General features: G+C 53.7%; 32 protein-coding genes. 14 read left to right on the forward strand and 18 right to left on the reverse strand.

Annotated features, from left to right (window positions below; translation table 11 throughout):
• Positions 1–5 precede the first annotated feature (5 nt).
• Together ACT3R4_RS00705 and ACT3R4_RS00710 are read left to right on the forward strand one after the other, a co-directional pair.
• The gene (locus ACT3R4_RS00705; protein ID WP_172116335.1) at positions 6–599 is read left to right on the forward strand and encodes a phosphoheptose isomerase; all 594 of its coding nucleotides are present in this window, start codon (positions 6–8) and stop codon (positions 597–599) included.
• Between the two features lie 53 nt (positions 600–652).
• Positions 653–1,225, forward strand: a complete 573-nt coding sequence (locus ACT3R4_RS00710; RefSeq protein WP_172116334.1) for a BON domain-containing protein — start codon at positions 653–655, stop codon at positions 1,223–1,225.
• A 93-nt stretch (positions 1,226–1,318) separates the two neighbouring features.
• On the opposite strand, the gene ACT3R4_RS00715 is transcribed toward ACT3R4_RS00710, so the two are convergent.
• The 8 genes from ACT3R4_RS00715 to zapE all read right to left on the reverse strand — a co-directional run bounded on the left by ACT3R4_RS00715 (position 1,319) and on the right by zapE (position 7,665).
• Positions 1,319–1,804, reverse strand: a complete 486-nt coding sequence (locus ACT3R4_RS00715; RefSeq protein WP_193053794.1) for a ClpXP protease specificity-enhancing factor — start codon at positions 1,802–1,804, stop codon at positions 1,319–1,321.
• Positions 1,805–1,866: 62 nt separating this feature from the next.
• On the reverse strand, positions 1,867–2,493 hold the full coding sequence (sspA, locus tag ACT3R4_RS00720) for a stringent starvation protein SspA (RefSeq protein WP_172116332.1): 627 nt from the start codon (positions 2,491–2,493) through the stop codon (positions 1,867–1,869).
• A 148-nt stretch (positions 2,494–2,641) separates the two neighbouring features.
• Positions 2,642–3,382, reverse strand: a complete 741-nt coding sequence (locus ACT3R4_RS00725) for a cytochrome c1 (RefSeq protein ID WP_193056275.1) — start codon at positions 3,380–3,382, stop codon at positions 2,642–2,644.
• A complete protein-coding gene (locus ACT3R4_RS00730; RefSeq protein ID WP_193056274.1) occupies positions 3,382–4,632 on the reverse strand; it encodes a cytochrome b in 1,251 nt (416 codons plus the stop codon). The genes ACT3R4_RS00725 and ACT3R4_RS00730 overlap by 1 nt, the downstream gene beginning before the upstream one ends.
• Positions 4,632–5,231, reverse strand: a complete 600-nt coding sequence (petA, locus tag ACT3R4_RS00735; protein ID WP_193056273.1) for a ubiquinol-cytochrome c reductase iron-sulfur subunit — start codon at positions 5,229–5,231, stop codon at positions 4,632–4,634. Before petA ends, ACT3R4_RS00730 begins: the two co-directional genes overlap by 1 nt.
• Positions 5,232–5,466: 235 nt before the next feature.
• Entirely contained in the window at positions 5,467–5,856 is a 390-nt protein-coding gene (gene rpsI, locus ACT3R4_RS00740; RefSeq protein ID WP_172116328.1) for a 30S ribosomal protein S9, read from the reverse strand.
• Between the two features lie 13 nt (positions 5,857–5,869).
• The gene (gene rplM / locus ACT3R4_RS00745) at positions 5,870–6,298 is read right to left on the reverse strand and encodes a 50S ribosomal protein L13 (RefSeq protein ID WP_172116327.1); all 429 of its coding nucleotides are present in this window, start codon (positions 6,296–6,298) and stop codon (positions 5,870–5,872) included.
• A gap of 185 nt (positions 6,299–6,483) precedes the next feature.
• Positions 6,484–7,665, reverse strand: a complete 1,182-nt coding sequence (gene zapE, locus ACT3R4_RS00750; RefSeq protein WP_441677044.1) for a cell division protein ZapE — start codon at positions 7,663–7,665, stop codon at positions 6,484–6,486.
• A 201-nt stretch (positions 7,666–7,866) separates the two neighbouring features.
• On the opposite strand from zapE, the gene ACT3R4_RS00755 reads away from it, so the two are divergent.
• Positions 7,867–8,331, forward strand: a complete 465-nt coding sequence (locus tag ACT3R4_RS00755) for a ZapG family protein (RefSeq protein ID WP_172116325.1) — start codon at positions 7,867–7,869, stop codon at positions 8,329–8,331.
• 57 nt (positions 8,332–8,388) lie between these two features.
• On the opposite strand, the gene ACT3R4_RS00760 is transcribed toward ACT3R4_RS00755, so the two are convergent.
• Positions 8,389–9,150, reverse strand: coding sequence for a Nif3-like dinuclear metal center hexameric protein (locus ACT3R4_RS00760; RefSeq protein WP_172116324.1), 762 nt, complete (start codon positions 9,148–9,150; stop codon positions 8,389–8,391).
• A gap of 138 nt (positions 9,151–9,288) precedes the next feature.
• Here ACT3R4_RS00760 and ACT3R4_RS00765 point away from each other — a divergent pair, with 138 nt between their 5' ends.
• Complete coding sequence (locus tag ACT3R4_RS00765) at positions 9,289–10,533, forward strand: Do family serine endopeptidase (RefSeq protein WP_441677043.1); 1,245 nt, start codon at positions 9,289–9,291, stop codon at positions 10,531–10,533.
• An 18-nt stretch (positions 10,534–10,551) separates the two neighbouring features.
• On the opposite strand, the gene hisD is transcribed toward ACT3R4_RS00765, so the two are convergent.
• The 9 genes from hisD to ACT3R4_RS00810 all read right to left on the reverse strand — a co-directional run bounded on the left by hisD (position 10,552) and on the right by ACT3R4_RS00810 (position 17,313).
• The gene (gene hisD / locus ACT3R4_RS00770; RefSeq protein WP_441677042.1) at positions 10,552–11,883 is read right to left on the reverse strand and encodes a histidinol dehydrogenase; all 1,332 of its coding nucleotides are present in this window, start codon (positions 11,881–11,883) and stop codon (positions 10,552–10,554) included.
• Between the two features lie 12 nt (positions 11,884–11,895).
• Positions 11,896–12,549, reverse strand: coding sequence for an ATP phosphoribosyltransferase (hisG, locus tag ACT3R4_RS00775; protein WP_441677041.1), 654 nt, complete (start codon positions 12,547–12,549; stop codon positions 11,896–11,898).
• A gap of 28 nt (positions 12,550–12,577) precedes the next feature.
• Positions 12,578–13,840 carry a UDP-N-acetylglucosamine 1-carboxyvinyltransferase gene (murA, locus tag ACT3R4_RS00780; protein ID WP_172116321.1) on the reverse strand — a complete coding sequence of 421 codons (1,263 nt, stop codon included), beginning with the start codon at positions 13,838–13,840 and terminating at the stop codon, positions 12,578–12,580.
• 10 nt (positions 13,841–13,850) lie between these two features.
• Positions 13,851–14,102 carry a BolA family protein gene (locus ACT3R4_RS00785; protein WP_441677040.1) on the reverse strand — a complete coding sequence of 84 codons (252 nt, stop codon included), beginning with the start codon at positions 14,100–14,102 and terminating at the stop codon, positions 13,851–13,853.
• Between the two features lie 96 nt (positions 14,103–14,198).
• Positions 14,199–14,531, reverse strand: coding sequence for an STAS domain-containing protein (locus ACT3R4_RS00790; protein WP_441677039.1), 333 nt, complete (start codon positions 14,529–14,531; stop codon positions 14,199–14,201).
• On the reverse strand, positions 14,528–15,184 hold the full coding sequence (locus ACT3R4_RS00795; RefSeq protein WP_441677038.1) for an MlaC/ttg2D family ABC transporter substrate-binding protein: 657 nt from the start codon (positions 15,182–15,184) through the stop codon (positions 14,528–14,530). Before ACT3R4_RS00795 ends, ACT3R4_RS00790 begins: the two co-directional genes overlap by 4 nt.
• A gap of 26 nt (positions 15,185–15,210) precedes the next feature.
• A complete protein-coding gene (gene mlaD / locus ACT3R4_RS00800; protein ID WP_172116317.1) occupies positions 15,211–15,675 on the reverse strand; it encodes an outer membrane lipid asymmetry maintenance protein MlaD in 465 nt (154 codons plus the stop codon).
• 16 nt (positions 15,676–15,691) lie between these two features.
• Positions 15,692–16,492 (reverse strand): lipid asymmetry maintenance ABC transporter permease subunit MlaE, encoded by an 801-nt coding sequence (mlaE, locus tag ACT3R4_RS00805; protein ID WP_441677037.1) that lies wholly within the window; start codon positions 16,490–16,492, stop codon positions 15,692–15,694.
• A complete protein-coding gene (locus ACT3R4_RS00810; RefSeq protein ID WP_172116315.1) occupies positions 16,492–17,313 on the reverse strand; it encodes an ABC transporter ATP-binding protein in 822 nt (273 codons plus the stop codon). Before ACT3R4_RS00810 ends, mlaE begins: the two co-directional genes overlap by 1 nt.
• A 255-nt stretch (positions 17,314–17,568) precedes the next feature.
• Between ACT3R4_RS00810 and ACT3R4_RS00815 the strand changes: the two genes are divergently transcribed.
• The 10 genes from ACT3R4_RS00815 (at position 17,569) to ACT3R4_RS00860 (ending at position 24,695) form a co-directional block, all read left to right on the forward strand.
• Positions 17,569–18,555 carry a KpsF/GutQ family sugar-phosphate isomerase gene (locus ACT3R4_RS00815; RefSeq protein WP_441677036.1) on the forward strand — a complete coding sequence of 329 codons (987 nt, stop codon included), beginning with the start codon at positions 17,569–17,571 and terminating at the stop codon, positions 18,553–18,555.
• Between the two features lie 36 nt (positions 18,556–18,591).
• Positions 18,592–19,134: a KdsC family phosphatase gene (locus ACT3R4_RS00820; RefSeq protein ID WP_172116313.1), complete on the forward strand. Its 543-nt coding sequence runs from the start codon at positions 18,592–18,594 to the stop codon at positions 19,132–19,134.
• The gene (gene lptC / locus ACT3R4_RS00825) at positions 19,134–19,706 is read left to right on the forward strand and encodes an LPS export ABC transporter periplasmic protein LptC (RefSeq protein WP_441677035.1); all 573 of its coding nucleotides are present in this window, start codon (positions 19,134–19,136) and stop codon (positions 19,704–19,706) included. The genes ACT3R4_RS00820 and lptC overlap by 1 nt, the downstream gene beginning before the upstream one ends.
• 8 nt (positions 19,707–19,714) lie before the next feature.
• On the forward strand, positions 19,715–20,206 hold the full coding sequence (gene lptA / locus ACT3R4_RS00830; RefSeq protein WP_193053807.1) for a lipopolysaccharide transport periplasmic protein LptA: 492 nt from the start codon (positions 19,715–19,717) through the stop codon (positions 20,204–20,206).
• A gap of 9 nt (positions 20,207–20,215) precedes the next feature.
• Positions 20,216–20,965: an LPS export ABC transporter ATP-binding protein gene (gene lptB / locus ACT3R4_RS00835; protein WP_193053808.1), complete on the forward strand. Its 750-nt coding sequence runs from the start codon at positions 20,216–20,218 to the stop codon at positions 20,963–20,965.
• 123 nt (positions 20,966–21,088) lie between these two features.
• Positions 21,089–22,501, forward strand: a complete 1,413-nt coding sequence (locus tag ACT3R4_RS00840; RefSeq protein WP_441677034.1) for an RNA polymerase factor sigma-54 — start codon at positions 21,089–21,091, stop codon at positions 22,499–22,501.
• Positions 22,502–22,599: 98 nt separating this feature from the next.
• Complete coding sequence (gene hpf, locus ACT3R4_RS00845; RefSeq protein WP_172116309.1) at positions 22,600–22,908, forward strand: ribosome hibernation-promoting factor, HPF/YfiA family; 309 nt, start codon at positions 22,600–22,602, stop codon at positions 22,906–22,908.
• Between the two features lie 4 nt (positions 22,909–22,912).
• The gene (locus ACT3R4_RS00850) at positions 22,913–23,383 is read left to right on the forward strand and encodes a PTS sugar transporter subunit IIA (protein WP_193053810.1); all 471 of its coding nucleotides are present in this window, start codon (positions 22,913–22,915) and stop codon (positions 23,381–23,383) included.
• A 67-nt stretch (positions 23,384–23,450) separates the two neighbouring features.
• A complete protein-coding gene (rapZ, locus tag ACT3R4_RS00855) occupies positions 23,451–24,365 on the forward strand; it encodes an RNase adapter RapZ (RefSeq protein ID WP_441677033.1) in 915 nt (304 codons plus the stop codon).
• Positions 24,366–24,425: 60 nt separating this feature from the next.
• Entirely contained in the window at positions 24,426–24,695 is a 270-nt protein-coding gene (locus ACT3R4_RS00860) for an HPr family phosphocarrier protein (protein WP_172116307.1), read from the forward strand.
• Positions 24,696–24,703: the final 8 nt, after the last annotated feature.

Raw genomic sequence — 24,703 nt, forward strand, 5'->3', positions numbered from 1 at the left:
CCCTAATGGACTTTCAATCGCGCATTCTTAACCACTTTAACGCCAGCATAGACACCAAAACCTATGCGAGCGAAGTACTCCCCCCCTTTATCGAAGTCGCCAGTCAAATGATGGTTCAGTGCCTGGTTAATGAGGGAAAAATTCTGGCATGCGGTAATGGAGGCAGTGCGGGCGACAGCCAACACTTCTCTTCTGAACTGCTCAATCGGTTTGAGCGGGAACGGCCAAGCTTGCCTGCCCTTGCGTTAACCACCGATACATCAACGTTGACATCCATTGCCAACGACTACAGCTATAACGAAGTATTTTCCAAACAGATACGCGCCCTTGGGCAGCCAGGCGACGTATTGCTGGCAATCTCTACCAGCGGTAATTCGGCTAATGTCGTGCAGGCGATCCAGGCAGCTCACGACCGTGAAATGACGGTTGTAGCATTAACCGGGCGAGACGGTGGCAACATGGCTTCCTTGCTGGGTCAGGATGATTGCGAGATTCGCGTCCCTGCCACATCAACAGCAAGAATCCAGGAGATTCACCTACTGGTCATTCACTGTTTATGTGACCTTATTGATGAACAGTTATTCGGCAGCGCTGACTAACGGGGCAGTACCCTACCACTCATCATTTTCATTAAGATAAGGAGTCATCCAACATGGCCCTGCGCTTTTTCTCTCGTCCGTTACTAGTTGCGACACTAGTAGCTGCTGCTCTGATCAGCGGCTGCGCCACGCACAGTGCTTCCAACCCCTCTAACTATGGGCAGCTCAGCAAGGACGTTAAAGCGGTCGATGCGACCATTGAGCGCGAATCCAAGCGTGCGCTGGACCAGGCCGATGCTCGACTGGCCGATGCCCGCATTCGTACGCACAGCTATAACGGTACATTATTATTGGTAGGCCAGGTCCCCAGCGAAGAACTACGCACGAAAGCGGGTAATGTTGTGCAAAACCTGCGTGGCGTTAATCAGGTGCATAACGAACTCACCATTGCGGGCAATCTGCCCGCCACCCAGCGCCTAACCGACACATGGATAACGACCAACGTTGTAAGCACACTCGCCACCAACGACCGCATCGACTCCTCCAAGATCAAAGTGACCACTGAAAATGCCAATGTTTACTTGATGGGCTCGGTCTCCCACGAAGAGTCTGATCGAATCGTTGCTGCGACCTCCTCAGTTGGCGGTATTCAGCGCATTGTCAAAGTATTCGAATACATTGATTAACCGGCTCTTGGGCCTATAAAAAAACCTCGCATAGTCACTATGCGAGGTTTTTTATGGCCTGACCTTTTATAGCCTGACCAGATAGCACTGGCGCTATTTTACGACGCGCAGTGTTGGCTTCTTCTTGGACGTCGAAGACGTTGAGGACGCTTCAGAAGCATCTTCAAGGTTGCCGCCAGAAACAGGCTCCGTCACCGTCAATTCAGGCTTGGAAGGTGAGTCAGGCGCCTCATCAAACTGCTCCTCTTCATCCCCTTCTTCAGCAAGCTCAGGCTCGTGACCAAACACCATGCCCACACCATTTTCACGGGCATAAATAGCAATCAGCGCAGGAATGGGCACCATCACCTGCATGGGCTGGCCGCCAAAACGTGCGTTAAAGCCAATTGCCTGATTCTCCATAAACAAATCACGCACGGCTGTTGGCGCCACGTTCAACACAATCTGACCATTCTGTACAAACTGGCGCGGCACTTCGACCCCGGCCTGCGTCGCATCAACGACCAGGTAAGGGGTTAGTTCATTATCCAGCAACCACTCATAGAGCGCTCGGGCGAGATAGGGGCGACTCGATTTCATAAGACTCCCTCCTCCTGACAAGTAAGGCCCCAGCCCTTACCGGACGATGGGGCCATGTAAATTCAAGTACGCATCTCTTTTTCGCGCTCACTCAAAGATGCTTTGAACGCTTCCCGCTCAAACACTCGCGACATATAGCTTAAAAGTGGCTTAACCTGCTTTTCAGGCAGCTCAATATTAAGATCTGGCAAACGCCACAAGATCGGCGCGAGACAGCAGTCCACCAGAGTGAACTCTTCGCTCATAAAGAAAGGCATATCTTCAAAGATCGGTGAAATACCAATCAGGCTTTCACGCAGCTCTTTACGCGCCTTGTCCGCCTCTTTCTTCCCACCGCTACGGATCTGGTCGACCTTGGGGCACCACTCTCGCTCAATGCGGTGCATCCAAAGACGGCTCTGCGCACGGGCCACAGGGTAAACTGGGAGTAACGGTGGATGCGGGAAACGCTCATCCAAATACTCCATCATGACTTTTGACTCATAGAGCACTAAATCACGATCCAACAACGTGGGCACACTGTTGTACGGGTTGAGGTCTGCTAAATCTTCGGGCGGCTGCTCTTCGTTAACATCAACAACATCAACGGCCACCCCCTTCTCAGCCAGAACAATGCGCACACGATGACTAAAATGATCATCACTACCTGAGTAAAAAATCATCGACGACCGCTTGGCCACAACACCCATGAAAGCATCCTCGCATTAAAACAATTATGGATAATAACACGCCAGAGGCACCTTATGGTAAGGCAGCCTGTTTTGGGTTACCGCTTAACATCAACGCAACCGCCATGTGATTTACACGATGGCTCAACTCTGTTTTTAGCATTCGACGCTAACGGATATCTTTCCAATATTCACGCTTCAGCAAGTAAGCAAACACGCCAAAAATAAATATGAAAAACAAAACTTTAGGGCCAATACTCTGCGCCTTCAGCCTAGAAGGCTCGCCAACATAGGCTAAAAAATTGGTAATATCGTATACGGCTTCTTCAAATGCTTCGGGCGATAGCTCTCCAGGCGCTGTCACGCTTAATTGCTGACACCGCCCGCCACCTAGCGCTAAAGGCCGAGCCTGACGACAGTCGAGCTCTTGCACACCTTGAAGAGGCTCAAGCACATTCGGCATTGCCACCGACTCATAGACCGTATTATTGACGCCTGTAGGGCGCGCGGGATCTCTGTAGAACCCCAACAGAAAGCTGTACACCCAATCGCCCCCACGCAAACGTGTCGTTAGGGATAAATCTGGCGGTACAGCGCCCCACCATTGCGCGGCATCGTCGTCGCTTAGCGCATTATGCATAGCGTCGTTAAATGCAAGGCCTGATGAGAACATAACACTATCTTTCATCAACGCCTCAGGAATACCCAGGTCGTCCGCAGTGCGCGAAAATCGCTGATAACTCAGCGTATGACACCCAAGACAGTAGTTAACATAAAGCTTGAGACCATTTTGCAGAGAGGCACTATCCTGCAAGTCGGGCGACATTGACGTCACGTTACGTGTTTCTTCTTGCGCCGTAGCCGTCATCGGCAACAGCCATAAAAACAGAGCCATTACGTATTTTTTCATTAGCCAGTCACCCTTTTCGGCACGGGCCTGGTTTTTTCCAACCGGGTGTAGAACGGCATCAATAAAAAATACGCAAAGTACAACACGGTAAATAGTTGCGCCAATCGTGTCCGAACAGGGGTAGACGGCAATACACCCAACACGCCTAACGCGACAAAGCTTGCAACAAACACGACCAGCATCAGCTTCGACATCCAGCCTTTATAGCGCATGGATCGCACCGGGCTACGGTCCAGCCACGGCAAAACAAACAGCACTGCAATAGCGCCACCCATAAAAACAACGCCCAAAAAGCGAGCATCCAGGCCCAGCAGCGAGAAATTCACTCCCCGTAAAATGGCATAGAAAGGCGTGAAGTACCAAACAGGCGCAATATGGTCGGGCGTATTAAGCGGATCAGCCGGCGCAAAGTTCGGCTGCTCAATAAAAAAACCGCCGCCTTCCGGGAAGTAAAACACAACGCCACAAAAAACGAAGAGAAAGATGGCCACGCCAACCAGATCTTTAACGGTATAGTAGGGATGAAAGGGAATACCATCTACCGGCTTGCCCGCAGCGTCTTTCAATCCGTTAATTTCAATACCATCAGGGTTATTCGACCCCACCTCATGCAGCGCTACAATATGCAGCACCACCAGCCCAAGAATCACCAGCGGCAGTGCAATGACATGCAGCGCGAAAAAACGATTCAAGGTAGCCCCTGACACCACATAATCGCCGCGCACCCACTCGGCAAGCCCGGGGCCGATACCTGGAATAGCTGAAAAAAATGAGGTAATTACCTGCGCTCCCCAATAGGACATTTGCCCCCACGGCAGCAAATATCCCATAAACGCCTCGGCCATCAGAATCAAATACAGCGCCATACCGAACACCCACACAAGCTCACGCGGCGCTTTATAAGAACCGTACAAAAGCCCCCTAAACATGTGTAGATAAACAACAATAAACAGAGCGGACGCACCCGTTGTATGGAGATAACGAATCCACCAGCCCCACTCAACGTCGCGCATTATATATTCGATGGACGCAAACGCCTCTTCAGGAGAAGGACGATAGCTCATGGTTAACCAGATGCCGGTCAAGAGCTGATTGACCAACACCAGTAGCGCAAGCGATCCAAAGATGTACCAGATATTAAGATTTTTAGGTACGTAGTAGTTGGCCAGGTGGTCGCGCCATAGCCTGCTTACTGGAAACCGAGCATCCAGCCAGCCCAGCAAACCACCTGACTTCTCGCGCGCCGCCATCAAACAGCCTCCTCATCTTCGCCCACCACGATAATAGTATCGTTAAGATAATGATAAGGGGGCACTTCTAGATTCGTCGGTGCAGGCATACCGGTATATACGCGTCCCGCCAAATCAAAACGCGAACCGTGGCACGGGCAAAAAAAACCACCTGACCAGTCATCATCACTATCGGCCTGTGCGTCTGGCTCAGGCCGATACAGCGGCGAACAGCCAAAATGCGTGCAGAGGCCAATCAACACCCCCACTTCTGGCTTAATCGAGCGAAGCGCTCCTTGTACATAGGCAGGTTGCTGAGGGTGATTTGAATCAGGGTCCGCCAAGCGCTCTGTCGCCACGGTTTCAGTGCGCGCTATCATTTCAGGCGTTCGGCGAATGATCCATACGGGCCTGCCCCGCCACTCAACGGTCATACGCTGACCAGGCTGCAGCTTGGCTATATCCGCTTGAACCGGCGCACCCGCCGCTCGCGCCCTCGCACTGGGTTGCCACGATGCCACAAAGGGAACGGACACGCCGACCATGCCTACTGCTCCTATAACGGAGGTAGCGCCAACAAGAAAACGTCGTCGACCTTTATTGATGCCGTGCTCTGCCATGCAAGGCTTCTCCCATTAACGTGATACGTGGCCACCCGATGCATAAAAGAACGAATCTGCGAAATACTATACGATAAATAGAGGGATATCCTTGATAGCCGTCATACTGCTCCAGGACCACCAAAATAACTTGATGCTAATATAATTTGATACTAATGCATTATACTTTTTGATTTTACAATAAAAAACGCCCAGGCCGATGGCCTGGGCGTTTTGCCGCATAAGCGTTGAAAAATTAACGCTTGGAGAACTGCGGACGACGACGTGCTTTACGCAGGCCGACTTTCTTACGCTCAACTTGACGCGCATCACGCGTTACGTAGCCAGCGGCACGCAGCGTGGGACGCAGATCTTCGTTGTAGCTCATCAGGGCACGAGTAATGCCGTGACGGATAGCGCCAGCCTGAGAAGAACCACCGCCACCAGCGACAGTGACAAAAATGTCGAACTGGCTCAGGGTTTCAGTCAATTCCAGCGGCTGACGAACCACCATACGACCAGTAACGCGACCGAAATACAGGTCGAGATCCTGGTTGTTAACGGTGATTTTGCCAGAGCCCGGCTTCATAAACACGCGAGCGGTGGAAGTCTTGCGGCGCCCGGTACCGTAATACTGCTGTGTCATGGCGAAGATTTCCTCAGATGTTCAGTTCAAGCGGCTGCTGGGCAGCATGCGGATGCTCGGCACCGGCGTACACTTTTAACTTGGTATACATGGCACGACCCAACGGACCTTTCGGCAACATGCCCTTAACGGCAAACTCAATGATACGCTCGGGCGCATGATCAAGCATTTTGTCGAATGTCATGGTGCGCAGGCCGCCCGGGTAACCGGTGTGGCGATAATAGGTCTTAGCCTTCGCCTTGTTGCCAGTCACTTGGACTTTCTCAGCGTTGATGACAACGATGTAGTCGCCAGTATCAACGTGAGGAGTAAATTCGGGCTTATGCTTGCCACGCAGGCGGCGAGCAATCTCGGTTGCCAGACGACCGAGCGTTTTGTCCGTAGCGTCGACAACATACCAGTCGCGCTGGACGGACTGCGGCTTAGCACTGAACGTCTTCATGGATGAAATCACCAGATTAAGTGTGTTGGGTGGCTAACACCGTCAAGCGGTGAAGCACCTTCCCTATTTTTTTTGGTTGCCAAGCTTAGCCTGACAACATGTAGCGAGGCGGCATTCTACAGTATGGCGCGGGACAAGTTAAGCCCTAATCGTGGCTTTTCTTAACGACCGGACCATAAACCTCATCACGGCTTATGGGGCAGCGCTAAATATTCACGCGACTGCATTTCCTGAAGGCGCGACAGCGTACGCTGAAACTCAAAGGTTAGCTTACCGTCACTATAAAGCTCTTCTACCGGCACCTCTGCTGACATTAATAGCTTTACCCCGCGATCATAAAACTCATCGACCATATTGATAAAGCGGCGCGCCTGATCGTCATGCTTGGCTTCCATCCGCTTCACATTCGACACAAGCACCGTATTGAAGCTACGCGCTATTTCAATATAGTCATTCTGGCTACGCGGCCCATCGCAGAGCTCCAGGAATTCAAACCACGCCACATTTTCATGCAGCCTGCGCGCTTTCAGCACCCGATGATTGATTTCCAACGGCGCATCCGCCTCACCCTCGTGACCAGCAATCTCGCGAAAGCTACGCGTAAGCTCCTGCTCGGCCGCCTCATCCAGCGACGAGTGAAATATCTCCGCGCGTTCCAAGGCGCGCAGCCGGTAGTCGACTCCGGAATCAACATTGACTATCTCACAGTGACGCTTGACCAGATCGATGGCAGGGAGAAAGCGCGCCCGCTGCAGGCCATCCTTGTACAGGTCATCCGGCACGATGTTGGAAGTAGCGACTAGCACAACGCCCCGCTCGAACAGCGCCTCAAGCAGGTTGGCCAGAATCATGGCATCCGTAATATCCTTGACGAAGAACTCATCAAAGCAGATAACCCGAGCCTCTGAGGCAAATTTACCAGCAATCAGCGTGAGAGGATTCTTCTCACCCTTATAGTGGGTTAACTCGTTATGCACCCGCTGCATGAAACGATGAAAATGGGTGCGCATCTTTTCAGGAAAGGGCAGCGACTCAAAAAAATTATCAACCAGATAGGTTTTACCACGCCCTACACCGCCCCAAAAATAGAGGCCTTGCACTTGGGGCAACGTCGGTTCGTTTGACGATGAGGCTTTACCGAACAGGCCCTTCATTTTGGCCTTCAAGCCGCCATGTGCCAGCACGGCCTTGGAAACCGCGGTGGGCGTCGCCATTAGGTCGTCATAAAGGCGCTGCAAATGCTCAACCGCTAACTCCTGCGCCGCATCATGCTGAAAGTCCTCGCGCCGTAGATCTGCACGATAGCGCTCCATGGGCGTTGGCCGAGATGACGGACCTGCCTTTTGGTTTGCAGAAGTAGCTGACATTTACTCGCTCCAATGCGTATTACGACGACCCTCTAAATCCGACCAGCCGCCTTCAAAAAGCTGGGATTATACGCTGCACATCGTCTAAGCGCATGGTTGGATTGACCTAACCTGCCAATCGACGCCTATAATGAGGCTTGATTCGTTCGCAAACCGTCCACTCAAGCGTGACGGGGCGCTCCAAGTATCAGGGAGAAAACTGTGGAAGCAAGCTCGCCTTATACCTTTGCCATCATTGGCATTATTATTGGCTTCATCCTCGGCTTGGGATGCTATCGGCTGTTTAGTAAAGGAGAGCGTCATAACGCGTCTTTACGCCAAACAGTGCTGGAACGAGAACATCAAATCGCCGAGCTTAAAAAAGGCATGGGAGGACATTTAGAGGGTGTCTTTGAGCATTTGAAGTGCATTCGCGCCGAGGCCGACCAGCTTGAGCAGAAAATCACCGAGGATGCACAGCAGTGGCATTTGGGCAGCAACACGCCTGCGGCCATCAAAGAACGACAGCAACCAGCGCAGCATCAAGCCGCCACCCCCACAGGGCCTGATTCGGAGGGTAGCCTGGCCACCCCCCGTGACTATGCGGATGGTAAAAATGGCACGCTGGCAGAAAACTTTGGCTTAAAAGGCGATAACGCCGATACGCCCCAACCGCCCCGCTATTAAGCCAGCACCTCACGCCATCGCCCATTACCGGTGATTTTCAACCCCGTCGCCAAAAGGTCAGGCGGGGTTATCGATATCGACAAAGCGGTGCTCAATATCGTATTCATCGGCCAGCCACTCCCCCAGCGCCTGCACCCCATAGCGCTCGGTTGCATGATGACCCGCGGCAATGTAGTGAATGCCTAGCTCGCGCGCCAAATGGGTAGTACGCTCCGAAATCTCACCTGACACAAACACCTGTGCACCTGCTTCAAAAGCAGCTGTAATCATGTCTTGCGCGCCGCCTGTGCACCAAGCGATCCGCTCAATATCCCCCATGTTCGGTGCCTCGATCACCAAAGGCGCACGTTGCAAGACATTCGCCATTTGTTCTGCCAACGCGGTCACGCTTTGCGCTTGAGCCAAGCGCCCCGACCACAAAAAACCCTCGCCCAACTCACCATCCAGACAACCCTCTACCCGCCAGCCCAATCGCCTGGCAAGCTCTGCGTTATTCCCCATCTCGCTATGGGCATCAAGCGGAAGATGATAGGCAAGCAAATTGATATCGTGGTTAATCAGCGTTTTTATACGCTGATGCTTCATGCCCGTAATGGCCACTGGCTCATTTTTCCAGAAGTAGCCGTGGTGAACCAACAGCATGTCGGCCTGCCAAGCGACAGCTTCCTCCAGCAACGCCTGGCACGCAGTGACCCCACTCATTACACGCTTAATATCCGGCCGCCCAGCGATTTGCAGGCCATTAATCGTAAAGTCCTTAAACGTTGAAGCACGCAGCTGATGGTCGCAAGCAGCTACGATTTGATCGCGATGAGTCACAAGGGCTCCTTTAATGATTCGTCGACTATCATGAGGATGAGCATCAGAAAGTGTTACCATAATGCCATAGTAAAACCCGCTTCGTGTGATCGCGAACCTCACGTTTGACAAGACCACTACCCGCTGAGGATTTTTTGCATGCACCGCTTTGTGCTGCCTTATTTATGGCCTATTTTGACCGGGGTATTATTAGCTGCCCTGCTACTGTTTGCGTTCCCGGACACGCTGCCCAATCCCTTTACCAACGCGCCCTCTACGACATCACAAGCACCCACTTCCCCTCTGGTGAATGTCAGCGACGAGGTTAGCAGCCGCCCGGCCCCCGAAACTCGCCAGGCCGCTCCGCTTTCGCGTGACCAAGGGCCTGCCAGCTATTCAAGCGCGGTCGGCCAGGCAGCGCCTGCCGTCGTTAATATCTACTCATCGCGTATTGTCGAGCGCGATCAACACCCGCTGATGTCTGACCCTTTTTTCCAGCAGTTTTTCAGCGGTGACGATGCGACAACCCACCAGCGCATGCTATCCAGCCTCGGCTCAGGGGTTATTATCAGTCACGATGGCTACGTACTAACCAACCATCACGTGATAAATGGCGCTGATGAGATTCAGGTGGCACTGCGTGATGGGCGCGAGACACTCGCCGAGGTCATTGGCACCGATCCCGAAAGCGACCTCGCCGTATTGCATATCGACCTTGAGGATCTTCCGGTCATTGAAATAGCCGACTCAGCGGATGTGGCCGTTGGGGATGTTGCGCTGGCCATCGGCAATCCATTTGGTGTAGGGCAAACCGTTACCATGGGCATCATCAGCGCGACCGGCCGTAATCATTTAGGCTTAAATGCCTATGAAGATTTTATTCAAACGGACGCAGCAATTAATCCGGGTAACTCAGGCGGCGCACTGATCAACCCCGACGGCGCCCTGGTGGGCATCAACACAGCGATTTTCTCACGCTCCGGCGGCTCGCAAGGCATCGGCTTTGCGATCCCGGCCAACCTGGCGCACAGCGTTCTGGATGAGCTAGTGACTCAGGGGCGGGTCATACGTGGCTGGCTGGGAATTGAAGCGCAAGCGCTGTCACGCGAACTCGCTGCCTCGTTTGGGCTACGTACACCTCAGGGGGTTATTGTTGCAGGCGTGGCGAGTGGAGGCCCAGCAGACGAAGCGGGGCTAGAGCCTGGCGACATCCTGCTCTCGGTTAACGGCCAAACCGTGCTGGACGCTCGCGCTACGATGAGCAATATTGCCTCCATCCCCCCCGGCACAACGCTGCCTATCACCATTGTTCGTGGCGGCGAGCGCATCGATATCTCGCTTGAAGTGGGCGAGCGCCCGCTGGTTCCCAACGCACCATTGGGCGAGCGACCTAAAGAGTCCTAGTGCTCGCCCGCAGGCTAATTACGGCTTAATCCGATACTCCGCTGACCGCGCATGCGCGGTCAGCGACTCTCCGCGAGCCAATACTGATGCGACCTCGCCCAGTGCTGACGCACCCTCACGCGAGCAGTGGATAATGGAGGAGCGCTTCTGGAAGTCGTAAACCCCCAGGGGAGATGAGAAGCGCGCCGTACCGGACGTGGGTAGAACATGGTTCGGGCCTGCGCAGTAATCCCCTAGCGCTTCTGCCGTGTAACGCCCCATAAAGATCGCACCGGCATGACGCACATCAGCAAGCCAAGTGTCCGGTGCATCGACAGAAAGCTCAAGATGCTCGGGCGCGATACGGTTAATGATACCAACCGCCTCAGCCTTGCTCTGACAAAGCACCAACGCCCCCCGCCGACTCAGCGATTCACGCACGATTGATTCGCGATCAAGTGTGGGCAACAAACGCTCAATAGAGGCGGACACCGCATCCAAGTGTTCACTATCCCAACTGACCAGAATCGCCTGAGCATCTTCGTCATGCTCCGCCTGTGAAAACAGGTCCATGGCCAGCCAATCCGGGTCGGTCTGCCCGTCGGAGACCACTAAAATCTCGGAAGGCCCCGCAATCATGTCGATACCGACCTGACCGAACACTGCCCGCTTAGCCGTCGCGACATAAATATTGCCGGGCCCAACAATCTTGTCCACTCTTGGCACGGTTTCTGTGCCGTATGCCATCGCAGCGATAGCCTGAGCGCCACCAATAGTGAAGACGTCATCGACCCCCGCCAGGTGCGCCGCCGCCAATACCAACTCATTGACCACGCCGTCAGGAGTAGGAACGACCATCACAATTTCGCGCACGCCCGCCACATGGGCAGGAATCGCGTTCATCAACACAGAAGAAGGATAAGCCGCCTTACCCCCCGGGACATAAATACCCGCGCGATCAAGCGCCGTAACCTGCTGCCCCAGCACCGTGCCATCAGCCTCTTCATACTGCCAAGAGGTTGGCTTTTGCCGCTCATGATAGAGCCGGATACGCTCGGCGGCGCTGGCTAACGCATCGCGCTGCGCTGCGGGCAAGTTTTCGAAAGCGTGCTTTAGCTGCTCGGGTTTTAAACGCAGTTCGTCCATGCGCTCAACCGAAAGCCGATCAAAACGATTGGTCGCTTCAATAACCGCTGCGTCGCCGCGCTTTCTAACATCCGCCAGAATCTCATCAACCCGTGCTTTTACCGCCGTATCCGAGACCCCTTCCCAATCCAACAGCGTATCAAGGCGGTCATCGAACGAGGCATCAAGCGTTGAAAGCCGGGCGATCATGGGCGTGGAGCCAACCGCTGAAGACATAGTGCTCATAAAGACCCCGCGTTATGTGGAAGGCTGTGCTTGGCGTTTTTTCACGGCGCACTCCAAGCGCGCCAAAAGCGGCTTGATACGTTCATGCTTCATGGTCATGGCGGCCTTGTTCACGACCAGACGTGTGCTGATATGAGCAATTAACTCACGTGGCTCCATGCCATTGGCGCGCAGCGTATTGCCCGTATCGACAATATCAACAATTTCATCGGCCAGATTCATTAAAGGCGCTAATTCCATTGCCCCATAAAGCTTAATGACTTCGGCTTGAATACCCTGTTCGGCATAGTAGCGCCTGGCAATATTCACAAACTTGGTAGCTACGCGCCGACGCGCATGAGCAGGCTGCTCCCCTGTCACTCCGGCGGTCATCAGCTTACAGCGAGCAATCTCCAGGTCCAGCGGCTCATAAAGACCTTCAGCACCATGCTCCAATAAAACATCTTTCCCCGCGATACCTAGGTCAGCTGCGCCCAGCTGTACATAGGTCGGCACATCGGTGGCACGAATAACCACCAGTTTTACATCAGGCAGGTTGGTATCAAACAACAGCTTACGGCTCTTGCCCAGGTCTTCTGCCGGTGTAACACCGGCATCAGCGAGTAACGGCAGCGTCTCATCCAAAATACGCCCTTTGGAAAGGGCTAAAATTAGTTGCTTACTCATTATAATGGCCAATGGTTAATAGCATGGCTTAGCCAGGAATACGGCGAATACGTGCACCCAGCAGCTGCAATTTCTCTTCGATACACTCGTAGCCACGATCAATATGATAGATACGGTCAACCAGCGTTTCGCCTTCCGCCATCATGGCGGCAATCACCAGCGACGCGGAAGCACGCAGGTCAGTGGCCATCACAGGCGCGCCTGAAAGCTTTTCAACACCGTTAATTAATGCGGTGTTACCTTCAAGGGCTATGTCCGCCCCCATGCGGTTAAGCTCTTGCACGTGCATGAAGCGGTTTTCGAAGATGGTTTCCACTACGCGCGAATGGCCAATGGCGACGGCGTTCATGGCCACAAACTGGGCCTGCATATCGGTAGGGAACGCCGGGTACGGCGCGGTGCGGATATTAACGGCCTTGGGCCTTTTACCGTGCATATCCAGCGCGATCCAGTCATCACCACTGGTAATCTCGGCGCCCGCTTCTTCAAGCTTGGCAAGCACAGCTTCCAAAATGTCCGCACGGGTACGCTTTACTTTCACCCGTCCACCGGTCATGGCGGCTGCCACCAGGAAGGTGCCGGTCTCAATACGGTCGGGCATAACATCGTGGTGACAACCATGTAGCTTCTCGACACCTTCAATCACAATGGTGTCAGTGCCGTGGCCACGAATATTGGCGCCCATTTTGATCAAGCATTCGGCCAGATCAACAATTTCTGGTTCACGCGCCGCATTCTCAAGGACAGTCTTACCCTCGGCAAGGGTGGCGGCCATCAACAGATTCTCAGTGCCAGTTACCGTGACCGTATCGAAGAAAATAGTCGCGCCTTTCAAGCGACCATCAACGCGAGCACGGATATACCCGGCTTCAACCCGAATGTCCGCCCCCATGGCCTCCAGGCCACGGATGTGCAGATCAACAGGCCGAGAACCGATGGCACACCCGCCAGGCAGCGACACATCTGCTTCCCCGAAGTGGGCAAGCAAGGGGCCTAGCACCAGAATGGAGGCACGCATTTTCTTCACTAACTCATAAGGAGCGTGACAGTGCGTGACTTGAGAGCCATCCAACTGAATAGTGAGCCGTTCACCCATGACAGGCTCAACGCCCATACGGCCCAACAACTCAAGCGTCGTGGTAATATCCTGAAGATGTGGCAGGTTGCCGACAACCACCGGGCCATCGGCCAAAAGGGTGGCACATAAGATAGGCAGAGCCGCGTTTTTGGCGCCGCTTACCCAGACCTCACCATCCACCGACCCATTGCCGGTAATAATTAACTTATCCATGCAGGCGCCGTTATTGAGCGTTTTCCGACGTAGTGGACCACTGCGCCGGAGTGAACGTTTTAATACTGATGGCGTGTAAAGCGCCCGAGGCAATTTCATCACTTAACGCGGCGTAAACCAGCTGTTGGCGCTTAACCGGAGAGAGGCCTTCAAAGGCGTCACCCACCGCAATCACCTGAAAATTACAGCCTTCGCCCTGGATATGAAAGTCACATCCGTCGATACGGGATTCAAGCAGTGCTTTTACCTCATTGGGTTGCATGAGACAGGAAACTCCTTCAGGTCGATGTGAATAGTACTAATAAGGCAACATAATAAAGAAAAGCGACACGCTTGGCGATGCCAAGGGTGCCTCCCCCTAACGGGCGAGGGTTGGCGGATGAATAAGGGATTCAATTTCTGAAAGAAGCGCTAAGCGTTCAAGGGGCGCTGAAAGGGTCACCGCATTGACGGTAATGCTGCGCGACTGGCAGGTACGCATCCATTCAAACAGCACGCTTATAACCGCACTACTGGCTTTATGGACGCCATTAAAATCAAACGTAACATCACGTTGCTCTGTCGCCTGGAGCCATTTTTTACCCGCGGCGGCAAGCTCTGCCGCCGCGTCCATGCCAACATCGCCCGTAACGCACAATGTATTTTGCGAGGCCTCGAGGCTTAGCTGGGGCAGTGACAGTAAACGTGTCACGCATCGCCCCCCTGCTCCAGCTCGTCGACACCAATTTCAGGTGCCCAGCCACGAATAACCGCATCATAGTCACGATTGTTTTCACGCATTGCTTGGTCAAACTGATTGCGGAACGTCAGGCCCAGGTTAATACCGTTAACAATCACGTTCACTACGCGCCATTCGTTATCGGATAGGCGCAAGCTGTAGCTCACTGGATACACTTGACCGTTATTGGCTACCACTTCCATATCGACACTGGCCTGGTCTTCGTAACGCTGACCACGCTGATTGCTCAACACCCGCAGCTCACGATAATCGAACGTTACCAAGCCACGTGCATACGTATCAATCAAGGTCTGGCGAAACACGTTTGCAAAGCGACTGCGCTGCTCCGGGGTCGCGTTACGAAAGTAGCTTCCCATGACGCTGGCACCGATATAGCGAAAGTCCGCCACGCCTTCAAGGCTGGTGTCGACCAACGCTTCAAGCTCACCCATATGATTGGCGTAATACTCCCTCTTGCCCTCGATCTCTCCCATCAGAGCATTGACGTTTTCCCGAACCATCGCTTCAGGCGACTGGGTTTGCGCATGCGCCTGAAGCGGTAAGACCAGTACCAACATCATGAACGCAAAAAGCCAGCGCACCGGCGTCAGTGTCGTGTTTCGCATTACATTCACCTCTACTAATAGAATGTTTAATTACTCGCCATATTGGATACAAATTGCTGGATTAGTTCTTCAAGCACCAGCGCAGACTGGGTGTCACGAATGGTATCGCCATCTTCAAGCACTTCAGGGGCGCCACCCACGCTTAAGCCAATATACTGCTCGCCCAACAGGCCAGAGGTTAAAATGGCGGCTGTTGTGTCTTCGGAGAGCTGCCCTTCCAAGTCATTATCCAGGCGTAGCGTGACCCGAGCGTCAAACCAATCGGTATCTAAATTAATCGACTCCACGCGCCCAACGGTCACGCCCGCCATGGTGACTCTAGAGCGCGGCTTTAATCCGCCAATATTGGAGAAATTGGCGTCAAGGTGAAACGTTTCAGAAGAGCTAGCAAGGCTTAAACCACTGACGCGCAGGCCCAGAAAAATCAGCCCAACAATCCCCGCCAGCATAAATAGACCCACGCCAAATTCCATTGTTTTACTGCGTTTCATGAAACCACTCCACCTATTAAAGGCCGCCGAACATTACGGCGGTTAATACAAAATCAAGCCCCAATACTGCAAGCGATGAATAAACGACGGTGCGCGTTGTGGCCCGCGAAATCCCTTCAGACGTCGGCATTAAGTCATAACCTTGAAACACCGCGATCCAGGTAACAACGACGGCAAAGACAAGACTCTTGATGATGCCGTTACCTACATCGCCGATAAACGATACGCTGGCCTGCATGTTGCTCCAGTAAGAGCCTTCAAAAACGCCAAGCCACTCCACACCGACCAGGTAGCCACCCCAAATACCCACGACGCTAAAGCCAACCGTTAGAATGGGCAGCGAAACGAACCCAGCCCAGAGCCTGGGCGCAATAATTCTACGCAGTGGGTCTACGCCAATCATTTCCATACTGGTTAGCTGCTCGGTGGCTTTCATTAAGCCAATCTCAGCGGTAAGTGCTGACCCTGCCCGCCCGGCGAATAGCAGCGCAGCGACAACCGGTGCCAATTCCCGCAGCAAGGAAAGCGCAACCATTTGCCCTAACGCCTGCTCCGCGCCAAAATCGACCAAAATAGTGTAGCCCTGCAGCGCCAGCACCATGCCAATAAAAACTCCCGATACGATCACAATCGCCAGCGAGAGCACGCCCACAAAATGCATTTGACGCAGCCAGAGGCTCCACCCTTCACGAGACGGCACGCCGACCGCTGACTGGCCAAGAAATAGCCCGGCACGGCCCAGCGCTTCCATTACATCGCACCCTTTACGCCCCAAACGGGCGATATAGCCGATGCCTTGTTCAAATTTCGACTGCATTACCCTGCCCTTGTCGCGGTAACGGGGCCAAGAATATCGCTATACAGCGTCTCGGCGGGATAGTGAAATGGCACAGGGCCATCTGGCTCGCCATGAACGAACTGGCTAACGCGTGGGTCCTGGTTGGCATTTAGTGTTTGTGGCGTTCCCTCAGCGACGACCTGACCATCAGCGAGAAGATAGAGATAATCGGCGATGCTTAGTGTCTCTTTAATATCGTGAGAAACCACCACCGAGGTAAGCGCTAGTGCCTGGTTAAGCCGTTTAATCAACTGCACCAGCACGCCCATGGAAATAGGATCCTGCCCGACAAAAGGCTCATCATACAAAATGAGCTCCGGGTCTAACGCTATTGCCCGAGCCAGCGCCACGCGCCTGGCCATACCGCCCGAAAGCTCTGCAGGCGTTAGATGGCGAGCCCCGCGCAGCCCCACCGCTTGAAGCTTTAGCAATACCAGATCTCGAATCATGGCATCGGGCAGGTCGGTATGGACGCGCAAGGGAAACGCGACGTTCTCGAACACATCCAGGTCAGAAAACAGAGCGCCGCTTTGAAACAGCATGCCCATACGTTTACGCAATGCAAACAGCGCTTTTCGCGACAGCCGATGAACGTCCTGGCCATCGACGATAATACGTCCACGATCCGGCGTTAGCTGACCACCAATGAGTTTTAGCAAGGTTGTCTTGCCGGTACCGCTAGGCCCCATAATGGCGGTGACGTTACCCTGAGGAATAATCATGCTAATTCCACGAAAGATCTCATGGCTCCCACGTGAAAAATGCACGTCTTCAATTTCGATGAAGGGAACGTCTGTCATGGGTTGGTTGACTCCCATTGTTACTTAATAGTAGCGGGTGCGTTTATCGGTTGGATATTCTACCGTTTAAAAACAGCGTTTTCTAAATATTCTCGAACATCAAGCTTGGCTTCAATGGCACTTATGGCAAGACGTGCGTTCCAACCCACCCTAAAAACCCGTTAAAGCGCTATGCTTATAGATGCCCACAAAATGGTATTCTTGTCAGTTAATCGCACTACGTTTGCACTGTATTTCTATTAAAACGAGATGTTCATGCCCCAGCCCTCACCCACTGTTAGCCCGTTGCGTGAAAGCGCCCTACGCACGCTGCAAATAGAACAAGCCGCCATTGGCGGTCTTCAAGGCAAGCTTGATGAAAGCTTCGACCGTGCATGTGAATTGATGCTGGCGTGTCAGGGCCGGGTCGTCGTGACGGGAATGGGCAAGTCTGGCCATATAGCAGGAAAGCTGGCCGCCACGCTTGCCAGCACCGGCACACCTGCTTTTTTTGTTCACCCAGGTGAAGCTAGCCACGGCGATCTGGGGATGATTACGCGCAACGACGTGGTCCTGGCACTATCAAACTCCGGAGAAACCGCCGAAGTGACGGCGCTACTGCCTCTGTTAAAACGGCTAGGCACACCGTTAATTAGCATGACAGGCCGCCCTGGCTCAACACTTGCCAAACATGCGGATGCTCACCTGAACAGCGGTGTTGAACGCGAAGCGTGCCCTCTGGACTTGGCCCCCACAAGCTCCACGACGGCCGCCCTTGCCCTGGGCGACGCGCTTGCCGTTGCGCTACTTGAAACACGCGGATTTACCGCTGATGATTTTGCCTTATCGCATCCCGGTGGCAGCCTGGGAAAACGACTGCTATTGCGCGTTAAAGACCTTATGCATAGCGGCACACGCTTGCCGCAGATAGCACTAGGCAGCCCGTTGCGTGATGCGCTCTTGGAGATTACCCGCCAAGGGTTGGGATTTACCTGTGTTGTCGACAGCGAAGGGCGACTTGCAGGTGTTTATACCGATGGCGACTTACGCCGCACCCTCGACCAGTTTCATGATCTGCGTAAAGTAACCGTGGACGATGTAATGACCCGACCCGGCAAACGTATTGGCCCCGACCTACTGGCCGCCGAAGCGGTGCGCATCATGGAAGATAGCCGTATTACTGCGCTAGCGGTCGTCGATGACGAACAGCGCCCCATCGGGGCGCTCCATATGCACGACTTGCTTGCCAGCGGCGTTATCTAACCACTTTACCCAACAGTTTACTGACAAGGAGTCCCTATGGCCCTCCCCACTGCGCTACTTGACCAGCTTCGCCATGTGCGACTACTTGCCCTCGATGTTGACGGTGTGCTCACCGATGGACGGTTATACTTTCAGGCCGACGGTATCGAGATCAAAGCCTTCCATACACAAGACGGCCATGGCTTAAAGTTGCTTAAACGTGTGGGCATTCATGTGGCGTTAATTACAGGACGCGACTCCCCCATGGTGAGCCAGCGTGCTGCGGCGCTGGGAATTAACCTTGTCCACCAGGGCTGCGAAGATAAGCTCACTACTTTGAAAGCGCTGTGCGAGCGCCTCAATCTGAACCTAAGCCAGGTGGCTTACTGCGGCGATGACCTGCCTGATCTTGCGCCTATCAAACGCGCAGGCGTTGGCATTACGGTCCCCAACGCACCCGATTACATGCATACCCACGCTGACTGGATTACCGACCGCTTGGGTGGTCACGGCGCCGTACGTGAAATTTGCGATACATTACTTGAAGCGCAGGGCCACTGGAGTACTGTTCTTGAGTCGTATTTGAATGGTCGCGTGTAATGTTTCAAAGAACCAAGAAACGCGTCGGGTTAGCGGCCCTGGTGGTCGCTTTAGGGGGGCTGCTGGTATGGCTGGACCCACGCGGCCCGGAAGACCGGCCCGTTGACGAAGAAGCGCAGGCTGAAGAGCCTGGCCACGTGCTGGAAAATGCCGAGATCACGCTGTTTGGTGAAACAGGGCATATCCAGCAGTCGCTGTCCGCGCCTTTATTGGTTTACATACCACAAAGCACCCAGGCCGAAGTCACTCAACCCGAAGCGACACTGTTTGATAGTGATAACCGAGAGTGGCTCGCTCACGCCAACGAAGGCGTTCTGAACACGGCCACCCAAGCACTAACACTGTCTGGTGATGCACAGCTCCTGGCGCCTACAGAAGGCTGGCAGCTTGATACTGAGTTATTACATTATGATGGGGTAGCGCGTCATGTCTGGAGCGAGGCGCCCGCCGTGTTTCAGCAGCCACCTCAACGAATGAGCGCATCACGTATGGATGTTTGGCTTGATGATAGCCAAGTCCGACTAACCGATAACGTCCGCGGCCATCACCCCCCCGCAACACAAAATCCTTAGGAGTCGCTATGAACGCTTTTATTCGCACCGCGCTTTTCGCCCTTGCGGTGCCGCTATCGGCAGCGGCCCAGACAAGCCAAGCCCCCATTGAAGTAGAAGCCGACCAGCTAGACCTTGATCAGCGTGCAGGCACTGCCGTTTATTCAGGCGATGTCAATATTCGCCAAGGCAGTATGCAGCTACGTGGTGATCGCGTTGAAATTATCCGTAACGACGCGGGTGAGCTTTCTCGCGCTATTGCCACCGGAGAGCGCGCCTATCTACGCAATCAACTCGATGATCAGGACGCGCCGATGGAAGGATGGGCACGCCGCGTGGTTTATCACGTAGCAGAGCGGCGTGTAGAGCTTATTGACCAGGCCGAACTGACCCAAGCGGGTGATCAGTTTACCGGTGGCCGCCTGGAGTACTTCATTGACCGCGAAGTGGTGCAGGCACGCTCCGATGTAAACGGTAGCGAGCCGCAGCGTATTCGTATGACGCTTCAGCCAGCGCAATAGGAGTCAACCATGTCTATTGCGGAAGCACCGCCCATAAAAACTCTTTACGCCAATCACTTGGCAAAAAGCTATAAGCGCCGCCGCGTGGTTAAAGACATTAGCCTGGAGATTGCTCAAGGCAGCGTGGTAGGCCTGCTCGGCCCTAACGGCGCGGGTAAAACCACATCGTTTTATATGATTGTGGGCCTGGTGAAGTCTGATGCGGGTACGGTGCGTATCGACGAGCAAGACTTAACCCGCGTTCCCATGCACGAACGCGCGATGGCCGGCATTGGCTATCTACCCCAGGAAGCGTCTATTTTTCGCAAGCTATCGGTTGCGGATAATATTATGGCGATTCTGGAAACCCGCAAAGATCTGGACAGGGCAGGACGAGAGCAGCGGCTTGAGGCCCTGCTTGACGACTTTCATATTACCCACATCCGTGACAACCTGGGCATGAGCCTTTCCGGCGGCGAGCGGCGACGCGTCGAAATTGCCCGTTCCTTGGCCACAGAGCCCGCGTTTATCTTGCTGGACGAGCCATTTGCAGGTGTCGATCCCATCTCGGTTGGCGAAATCAAGAGCATTATTCGCGCCTTAAAACAGCGCCACATTGGCGTGCTAATTACTGATCATAACGTCCGAGAAACACTGGATATTTGCGATATCGCCTATATTGTCGGTGACGGCCACATCATTGCTGGCGGTAGCCCTCAGACTATCCTTGATAACCAAAAAGTGAGGGAAGTTTACCTGGGTGCTGATTTTCGCTTATGAATTTAATTTCACCGCTAAACAGTGATCTGCAGTAAAAAATTTATCAGTGGCATGCTTATTGCACTTGCACAACAACATGACTCGCACTAGGGTGAAGCTTTCCGATTAACGAGTGGTTCTCAGATGGTCATGAAAGCTTCTCTCCAATTGCGTATCGGTACGCAGCTGACCATGACACCTCAGCTGCAGCAAGCGATTGCACTGCTACAGCTATCGACATTGGATCTACGTCAGGAAATTCAGCAGGCACTGGATGCCAACCCAATGCTGGAGCAGGAAGACGAGTTCGGCGAGCAGGCGACCGTCGAAACACCCGACGAGGAGTGGTCAGAAAGCATTCCCGAGGAACTGTCTGTCGATAGCGACTGGTCTGACACTTACCAGGACATGGGTAGCTCTGGCAGCAGCGAAGGCCCCGATTTTGAACGCCAGGCCGCGGGACAAAGCCTGCATGGACATCTCCTTTGGCAGCTGGCGATGACCGATTTTACGGCTCGTGAGCAGCTAATCGCCGAAAGCCTGATTGATGCACTGGATGCCAATGGCTACCTGACGCAGCCGCTCAACGATATCCGCGATGGGTTACGTGCTCAAAGCATCGAAGGTCTCAGCCAGCGAGAGTTGGAGACCATTCTGATGCGCTTACAGCAGTTCGAGCCAACGGGCGTCTTCGCCCGTGACTTGCGCGAATGTTTGATGCTTCAGCTAGCAACGCTCCCCGACGACACGCCCCTACTGGTTCCCGCGCGCCGATTGGTTCGTCAGTTTCTTGAAGCGCTGGGCAAAAATGACATGCGCCTATTAAAGCGCCGCCTAAGCCTGGACGATGAGCAGCTAGACGATGTGATCGGTCTGATCCGAAGCCTGGACCCACGCCCAGGCAGCGCTTATGGCGTCACCGACGATAGCTACATCACGCCCGACCTGGTTGTACGTCATGATCATGAAGGCTGGCACCTGGAGCTTAACCCTGAAGCCCTGCCCCGGCTGCGTATCCAGCCCGACTATGCCAGCTTAATCAAGCGTGCAGACAAGAGTCAGGATAACCAGTTTTTAAAAGAGCACTTGCAAGAAGCGCGCTGGCTAATCAAAAGCCTGTCCAGCCGCAACGACACGCTTCTACGCGTAGGACGCGAGATTATCACTCGCCAAATCGGTTTTTTAGAGCACGGTGAAGAAGCGATGAAGCCGTTGATTCTTGCCGATATTGCCGAGGCGGTTGAGATGCACGAATCAACCATTTCTCGAGTCACCACACAAAAATATATCCATACCCCACGGGGCGTATTCGAACTCAAGTACTTTTTCTCAAGCCAAATTAGCGGGCAGGATGGCGCAGACAGCCATTCAAGCACCGCAATTCGCGCCCGGCTTAAAAAGTTGATTCAAGATGAGCCTCCCGGCAAACCTCTTTCGGACAGTCGTTTGGTGACATTACTGGGAGATGGCGGCATCACAGTGGCACGCCGTACGGTGGCGAAATATCGTGAGTCGCTGGGCATTCCCTCATCAAGTGAACGTCGTCGTTTGCGTTAGTCGTTACAAGAGAAATGGCAAAACTCGCGACAGGGGCTTTGCAACACCGTAAAAAGGGTTACAATCGAAATTCAGTCCGATGGATAAGGAGCACGTCAATGCAAGTAAATATCACGGGTCATCATGTAGAACTGACTGACGCCTTGCGTGACTACGTTAATGAAAAACTTGAACGCATCGAACGTCATTACGACCACATCACCACGGTACAAGTCACCTTATCTATTGAGAAGGAGCGCCAACATGCCGCGTGCACCCTTCATGCAGCAGGCGCCGACTTACATGCCGACGCCGAAGATGTCGATATGTATGCCGCTATTGACGCCTTAGCAGACAAAATTGATCGTCAACTCGTTAAGCACAAGGAAAAAGCACAAGCTCGCGCCCAAGGCGCTGGCGTGCGTTAATTCAATGACGTTGGAAACCATCCTCCCCCCGGAGCGCGTACTTTACGACGTGCCCGGGGGCAGCAAAAAGCGGGTGCTGGAGTTTTTCAGCACCTTTATCGCTCAAAATACACCCAGTCTGGATAGCCAGGAAGTTTTCAGCCGACTGATCGGCCGGGAACGTCTTGGCAGCACGGGGATCGGTAACGGCGTCGCCATCCCCCATGCGCGCAGCCCACATTGCGTTACGCCTATTGCGGGTTTTTTAAAATTATCAGAACCTATTGATTTTGATGCTATTGATGGCGACCCGGTCGACCTCGTCTTTGTGCTGCTGGTTCCCGAAGAGGCTGACGACACACATTTGTCGCTTTTGGGCCAAGTGGCCACCATTATGAATGATGCGAGCACACGCCAGGCATTACGCAAAACCAGCAGCCAGCACGATTTGCTTGACCTGCTAATGGGCAAGATTCGCGAACAGGCCGCTCCATAATCGCCCATAACGACTAACACATTTTCATGCGTTATCCCTTTTATACGTTCAATCAGAGAGAGCCACTATGCAACTGGTGATTATTAGCGGCCGCTCTGGCTCTGGCAAATCAATCGCATTACAAGCGCTGGAAGATATTGGCTATTACGCCATTGACAATCTCCCCGCCATGTTGCTTGGTTCTTTGATTGACGAACTCCGTGACGAGGGTGAACGTACACATCTAGCGGTCAGTATCGATGCCCGCAACCTGCCAGCGGCGCTTGAGCGCCTTCCCGCACTGCTTGAAGAGCTGCGCGCGCGGCCTATAGATTGTCAGGTTATCTATCTAACCACCGATTCACGTATTTTACTGGAACGCTATTCTGCGACACGGCGACGCCATCCGTTAACGCGCAACAGTGATATGACGCTTGAAGAGGCGATAGAGAAAGAGGAAGAGACGCTCAACGAAATACGTGATTTGGCCGACCTGCGGATTGATACATCACGCTTATCGGTCCACGACCTGCGTCGGCGCATTTCAGACCAGGTAGCCCACCAGCGCAAAGACCAGCTAACACTCACCTTTGAGTCGTTCGGCTACAAGCATGGCGTACCCATGGATGCAGATTTAGTCTTTGATGTACGCTGCCTGCCCAACCCTTATTGGGACCCAACGCTACGCCAGTACACAGGACGTGATGCCACGATTATTGCGTTTCTGCGCGGCTACCCGATTGTCGAAGAGATGAGCCATGATATTCAGGCAATGCTTGAGCGCTGGCTGCCTGCTTACCAAAATAGTCAGCGCAGCTATATGACGGTGGCTATTGGCTGTACCGGCGGGCAGCACCGTTCTGTGTATATTGCCGAACAGCTGGCGCAAAAGCTGGCACCGCTCATCGGCGAAGTCCAGTTGCGTCACCGAGAACTGGAGCTGCAATACACGCTACGAGGAACCCGGGCAGAGCCACCGACGGCTCCTCCATTTTCCGAGTAGACGCCCAGCCCTACGTAAACGCTTATGCCTAATGACACCACTCGGAAAAAAGGAACCAGGGTGCCAGAAAGAACCTTAACGCTTACCAATCAGCGCGGCCTACATGCCCGCGCCGCCACAAAACTGGTGAAGTGCAGCCAGCACTACTCCGCCAGCATACAGGTGTATAAACAGCAGCAAATGGCTGATGCAGCCAACATCATGTCGCTATTGATGCTGGCCGCACCCTGCGGCACCCAACTGCGGATTTGTGCGGAAGGCGAGGATGCCGAACAAGCGCTTGATGCAATCCAAGCGCTGTTCGACGCCCGCTTTGACGAAGATCAGTAGTGCGGCTT

Origin of the sequence: Halomonas sp. AOP7-E1-9 (assembly GCF_052376035.1) — a bacterium.
Lineage (GTDB): Bacteria > Pseudomonadota > Gammaproteobacteria > Pseudomonadales > Halomonadaceae > Vreelandella > Vreelandella citrativorans.

Coding starts and splice junctions, on each gene's coding strand:
- ACT3R4_RS00705 (WP_172116335.1), top strand. CDS start 6: ATGGACTTTCAATCGCGCATTCTTAACCACTTTAACGCCAGCATAGAC.
- ACT3R4_RS00710 (WP_172116334.1), top strand. CDS start 653: ATGGCCCTGCGCTTTTTCTCTCGTCCGTTACTAGTTGCGACACTAGTA.
- ACT3R4_RS00715 (WP_193053794.1), bottom strand. CDS start 1,804: ATGAAATCGAGTCGCCCCTATCTCGCCCGAGCGCTCTATGAGTGGTTG.
- sspA (WP_172116332.1), bottom strand. CDS start 2,493: ATGGGTGTTGTGGCCAAGCGGTCGTCGATGATTTTTTACTCAGGTAGT.
- ACT3R4_RS00725 (WP_193056275.1), bottom strand. CDS start 3,382: ATGAAAAAATACGTAATGGCTCTGTTTTTATGGCTGTTGCCGATGACG.
- ACT3R4_RS00730 (WP_193056274.1), bottom strand. CDS start 4,632: ATGGCGGCGCGCGAGAAGTCAGGTGGTTTGCTGGGCTGGCTGGATGCT.
- petA (WP_193056273.1), bottom strand. CDS start 5,231: ATGGCAGAGCACGGCATCAATAAAGGTCGACGACGTTTTCTTGTTGGC.
- rpsI (WP_172116328.1), bottom strand. CDS start 5,856: ATGACACAGCAGTATTACGGTACCGGGCGCCGCAAGACTTCCACCGCT.
- rplM (WP_172116327.1), bottom strand. CDS start 6,298: ATGAAGACGTTCAGTGCTAAGCCGCAGTCCGTCCAGCGCGACTGGTAT.
- zapE (WP_441677044.1), bottom strand. CDS start 7,665: ATGTCAGCTACTTCTGCAAACCAAAAGGCAGGTCCGTCATCTCGGCCA.
- ACT3R4_RS00765 (WP_441677043.1), top strand. CDS start 9,289: ATGCACCGCTTTGTGCTGCCTTATTTATGGCCTATTTTGACCGGGGTA.
- hisD (WP_441677042.1), bottom strand. CDS start 11,883: ATGAGCACTATGTCTTCAGCGGTTGGCTCCACGCCCATGATCGCCCGG.
- hisG (WP_441677041.1), bottom strand. CDS start 12,549: ATGAGTAAGCAACTAATTTTAGCCCTTTCCAAAGGGCGTATTTTGGAT.
- murA (WP_172116321.1), bottom strand. CDS start 13,840: ATGGATAAGTTAATTATTACCGGCAATGGGTCGGTGGATGGTGAGGTC.
- ACT3R4_RS00785 (WP_441677040.1), bottom strand. CDS start 14,102: ATGCAACCCAATGAGGTAAAAGCACTGCTTGAATCCCGTATCGACGGA.
- ACT3R4_RS00795 (WP_441677038.1), bottom strand. CDS start 15,184: ATGCGAAACACGACACTGACGCCGGTGCGCTGGCTTTTTGCGTTCATG.
- mlaD (WP_172116317.1), bottom strand. CDS start 15,675: ATGAAACGCAGTAAAACAATGGAATTTGGCGTGGGTCTATTTATGCTG.
- mlaE (WP_441677037.1), bottom strand. CDS start 16,492: ATGCAGTCGAAATTTGAACAAGGCATCGGCTATATCGCCCGTTTGGGG.
- ACT3R4_RS00810 (WP_172116315.1), bottom strand. CDS start 17,313: ATGACAGACGTTCCCTTCATCGAAATTGAAGACGTGCATTTTTCACGT.
- ACT3R4_RS00815 (WP_441677036.1), top strand. CDS start 17,569: ATGCCCCAGCCCTCACCCACTGTTAGCCCGTTGCGTGAAAGCGCCCTA.
- ACT3R4_RS00820 (WP_172116313.1), top strand. CDS start 18,592: ATGGCCCTCCCCACTGCGCTACTTGACCAGCTTCGCCATGTGCGACTA.
- lptC (WP_441677035.1), top strand. CDS start 19,134: ATGTTTCAAAGAACCAAGAAACGCGTCGGGTTAGCGGCCCTGGTGGTC.
- lptA (WP_193053807.1), top strand. CDS start 19,715: ATGAACGCTTTTATTCGCACCGCGCTTTTCGCCCTTGCGGTGCCGCTA.
- lptB (WP_193053808.1), top strand. CDS start 20,216: ATGTCTATTGCGGAAGCACCGCCCATAAAAACTCTTTACGCCAATCAC.
- ACT3R4_RS00840 (WP_441677034.1), top strand. CDS start 21,089: ATGGTCATGAAAGCTTCTCTCCAATTGCGTATCGGTACGCAGCTGACC.
- hpf (WP_172116309.1), top strand. CDS start 22,600: ATGCAAGTAAATATCACGGGTCATCATGTAGAACTGACTGACGCCTTG.
- ACT3R4_RS00850 (WP_193053810.1), top strand. CDS start 22,913: ATGACGTTGGAAACCATCCTCCCCCCGGAGCGCGTACTTTACGACGTG.
- rapZ (WP_441677033.1), top strand. CDS start 23,451: ATGCAACTGGTGATTATTAGCGGCCGCTCTGGCTCTGGCAAATCAATC.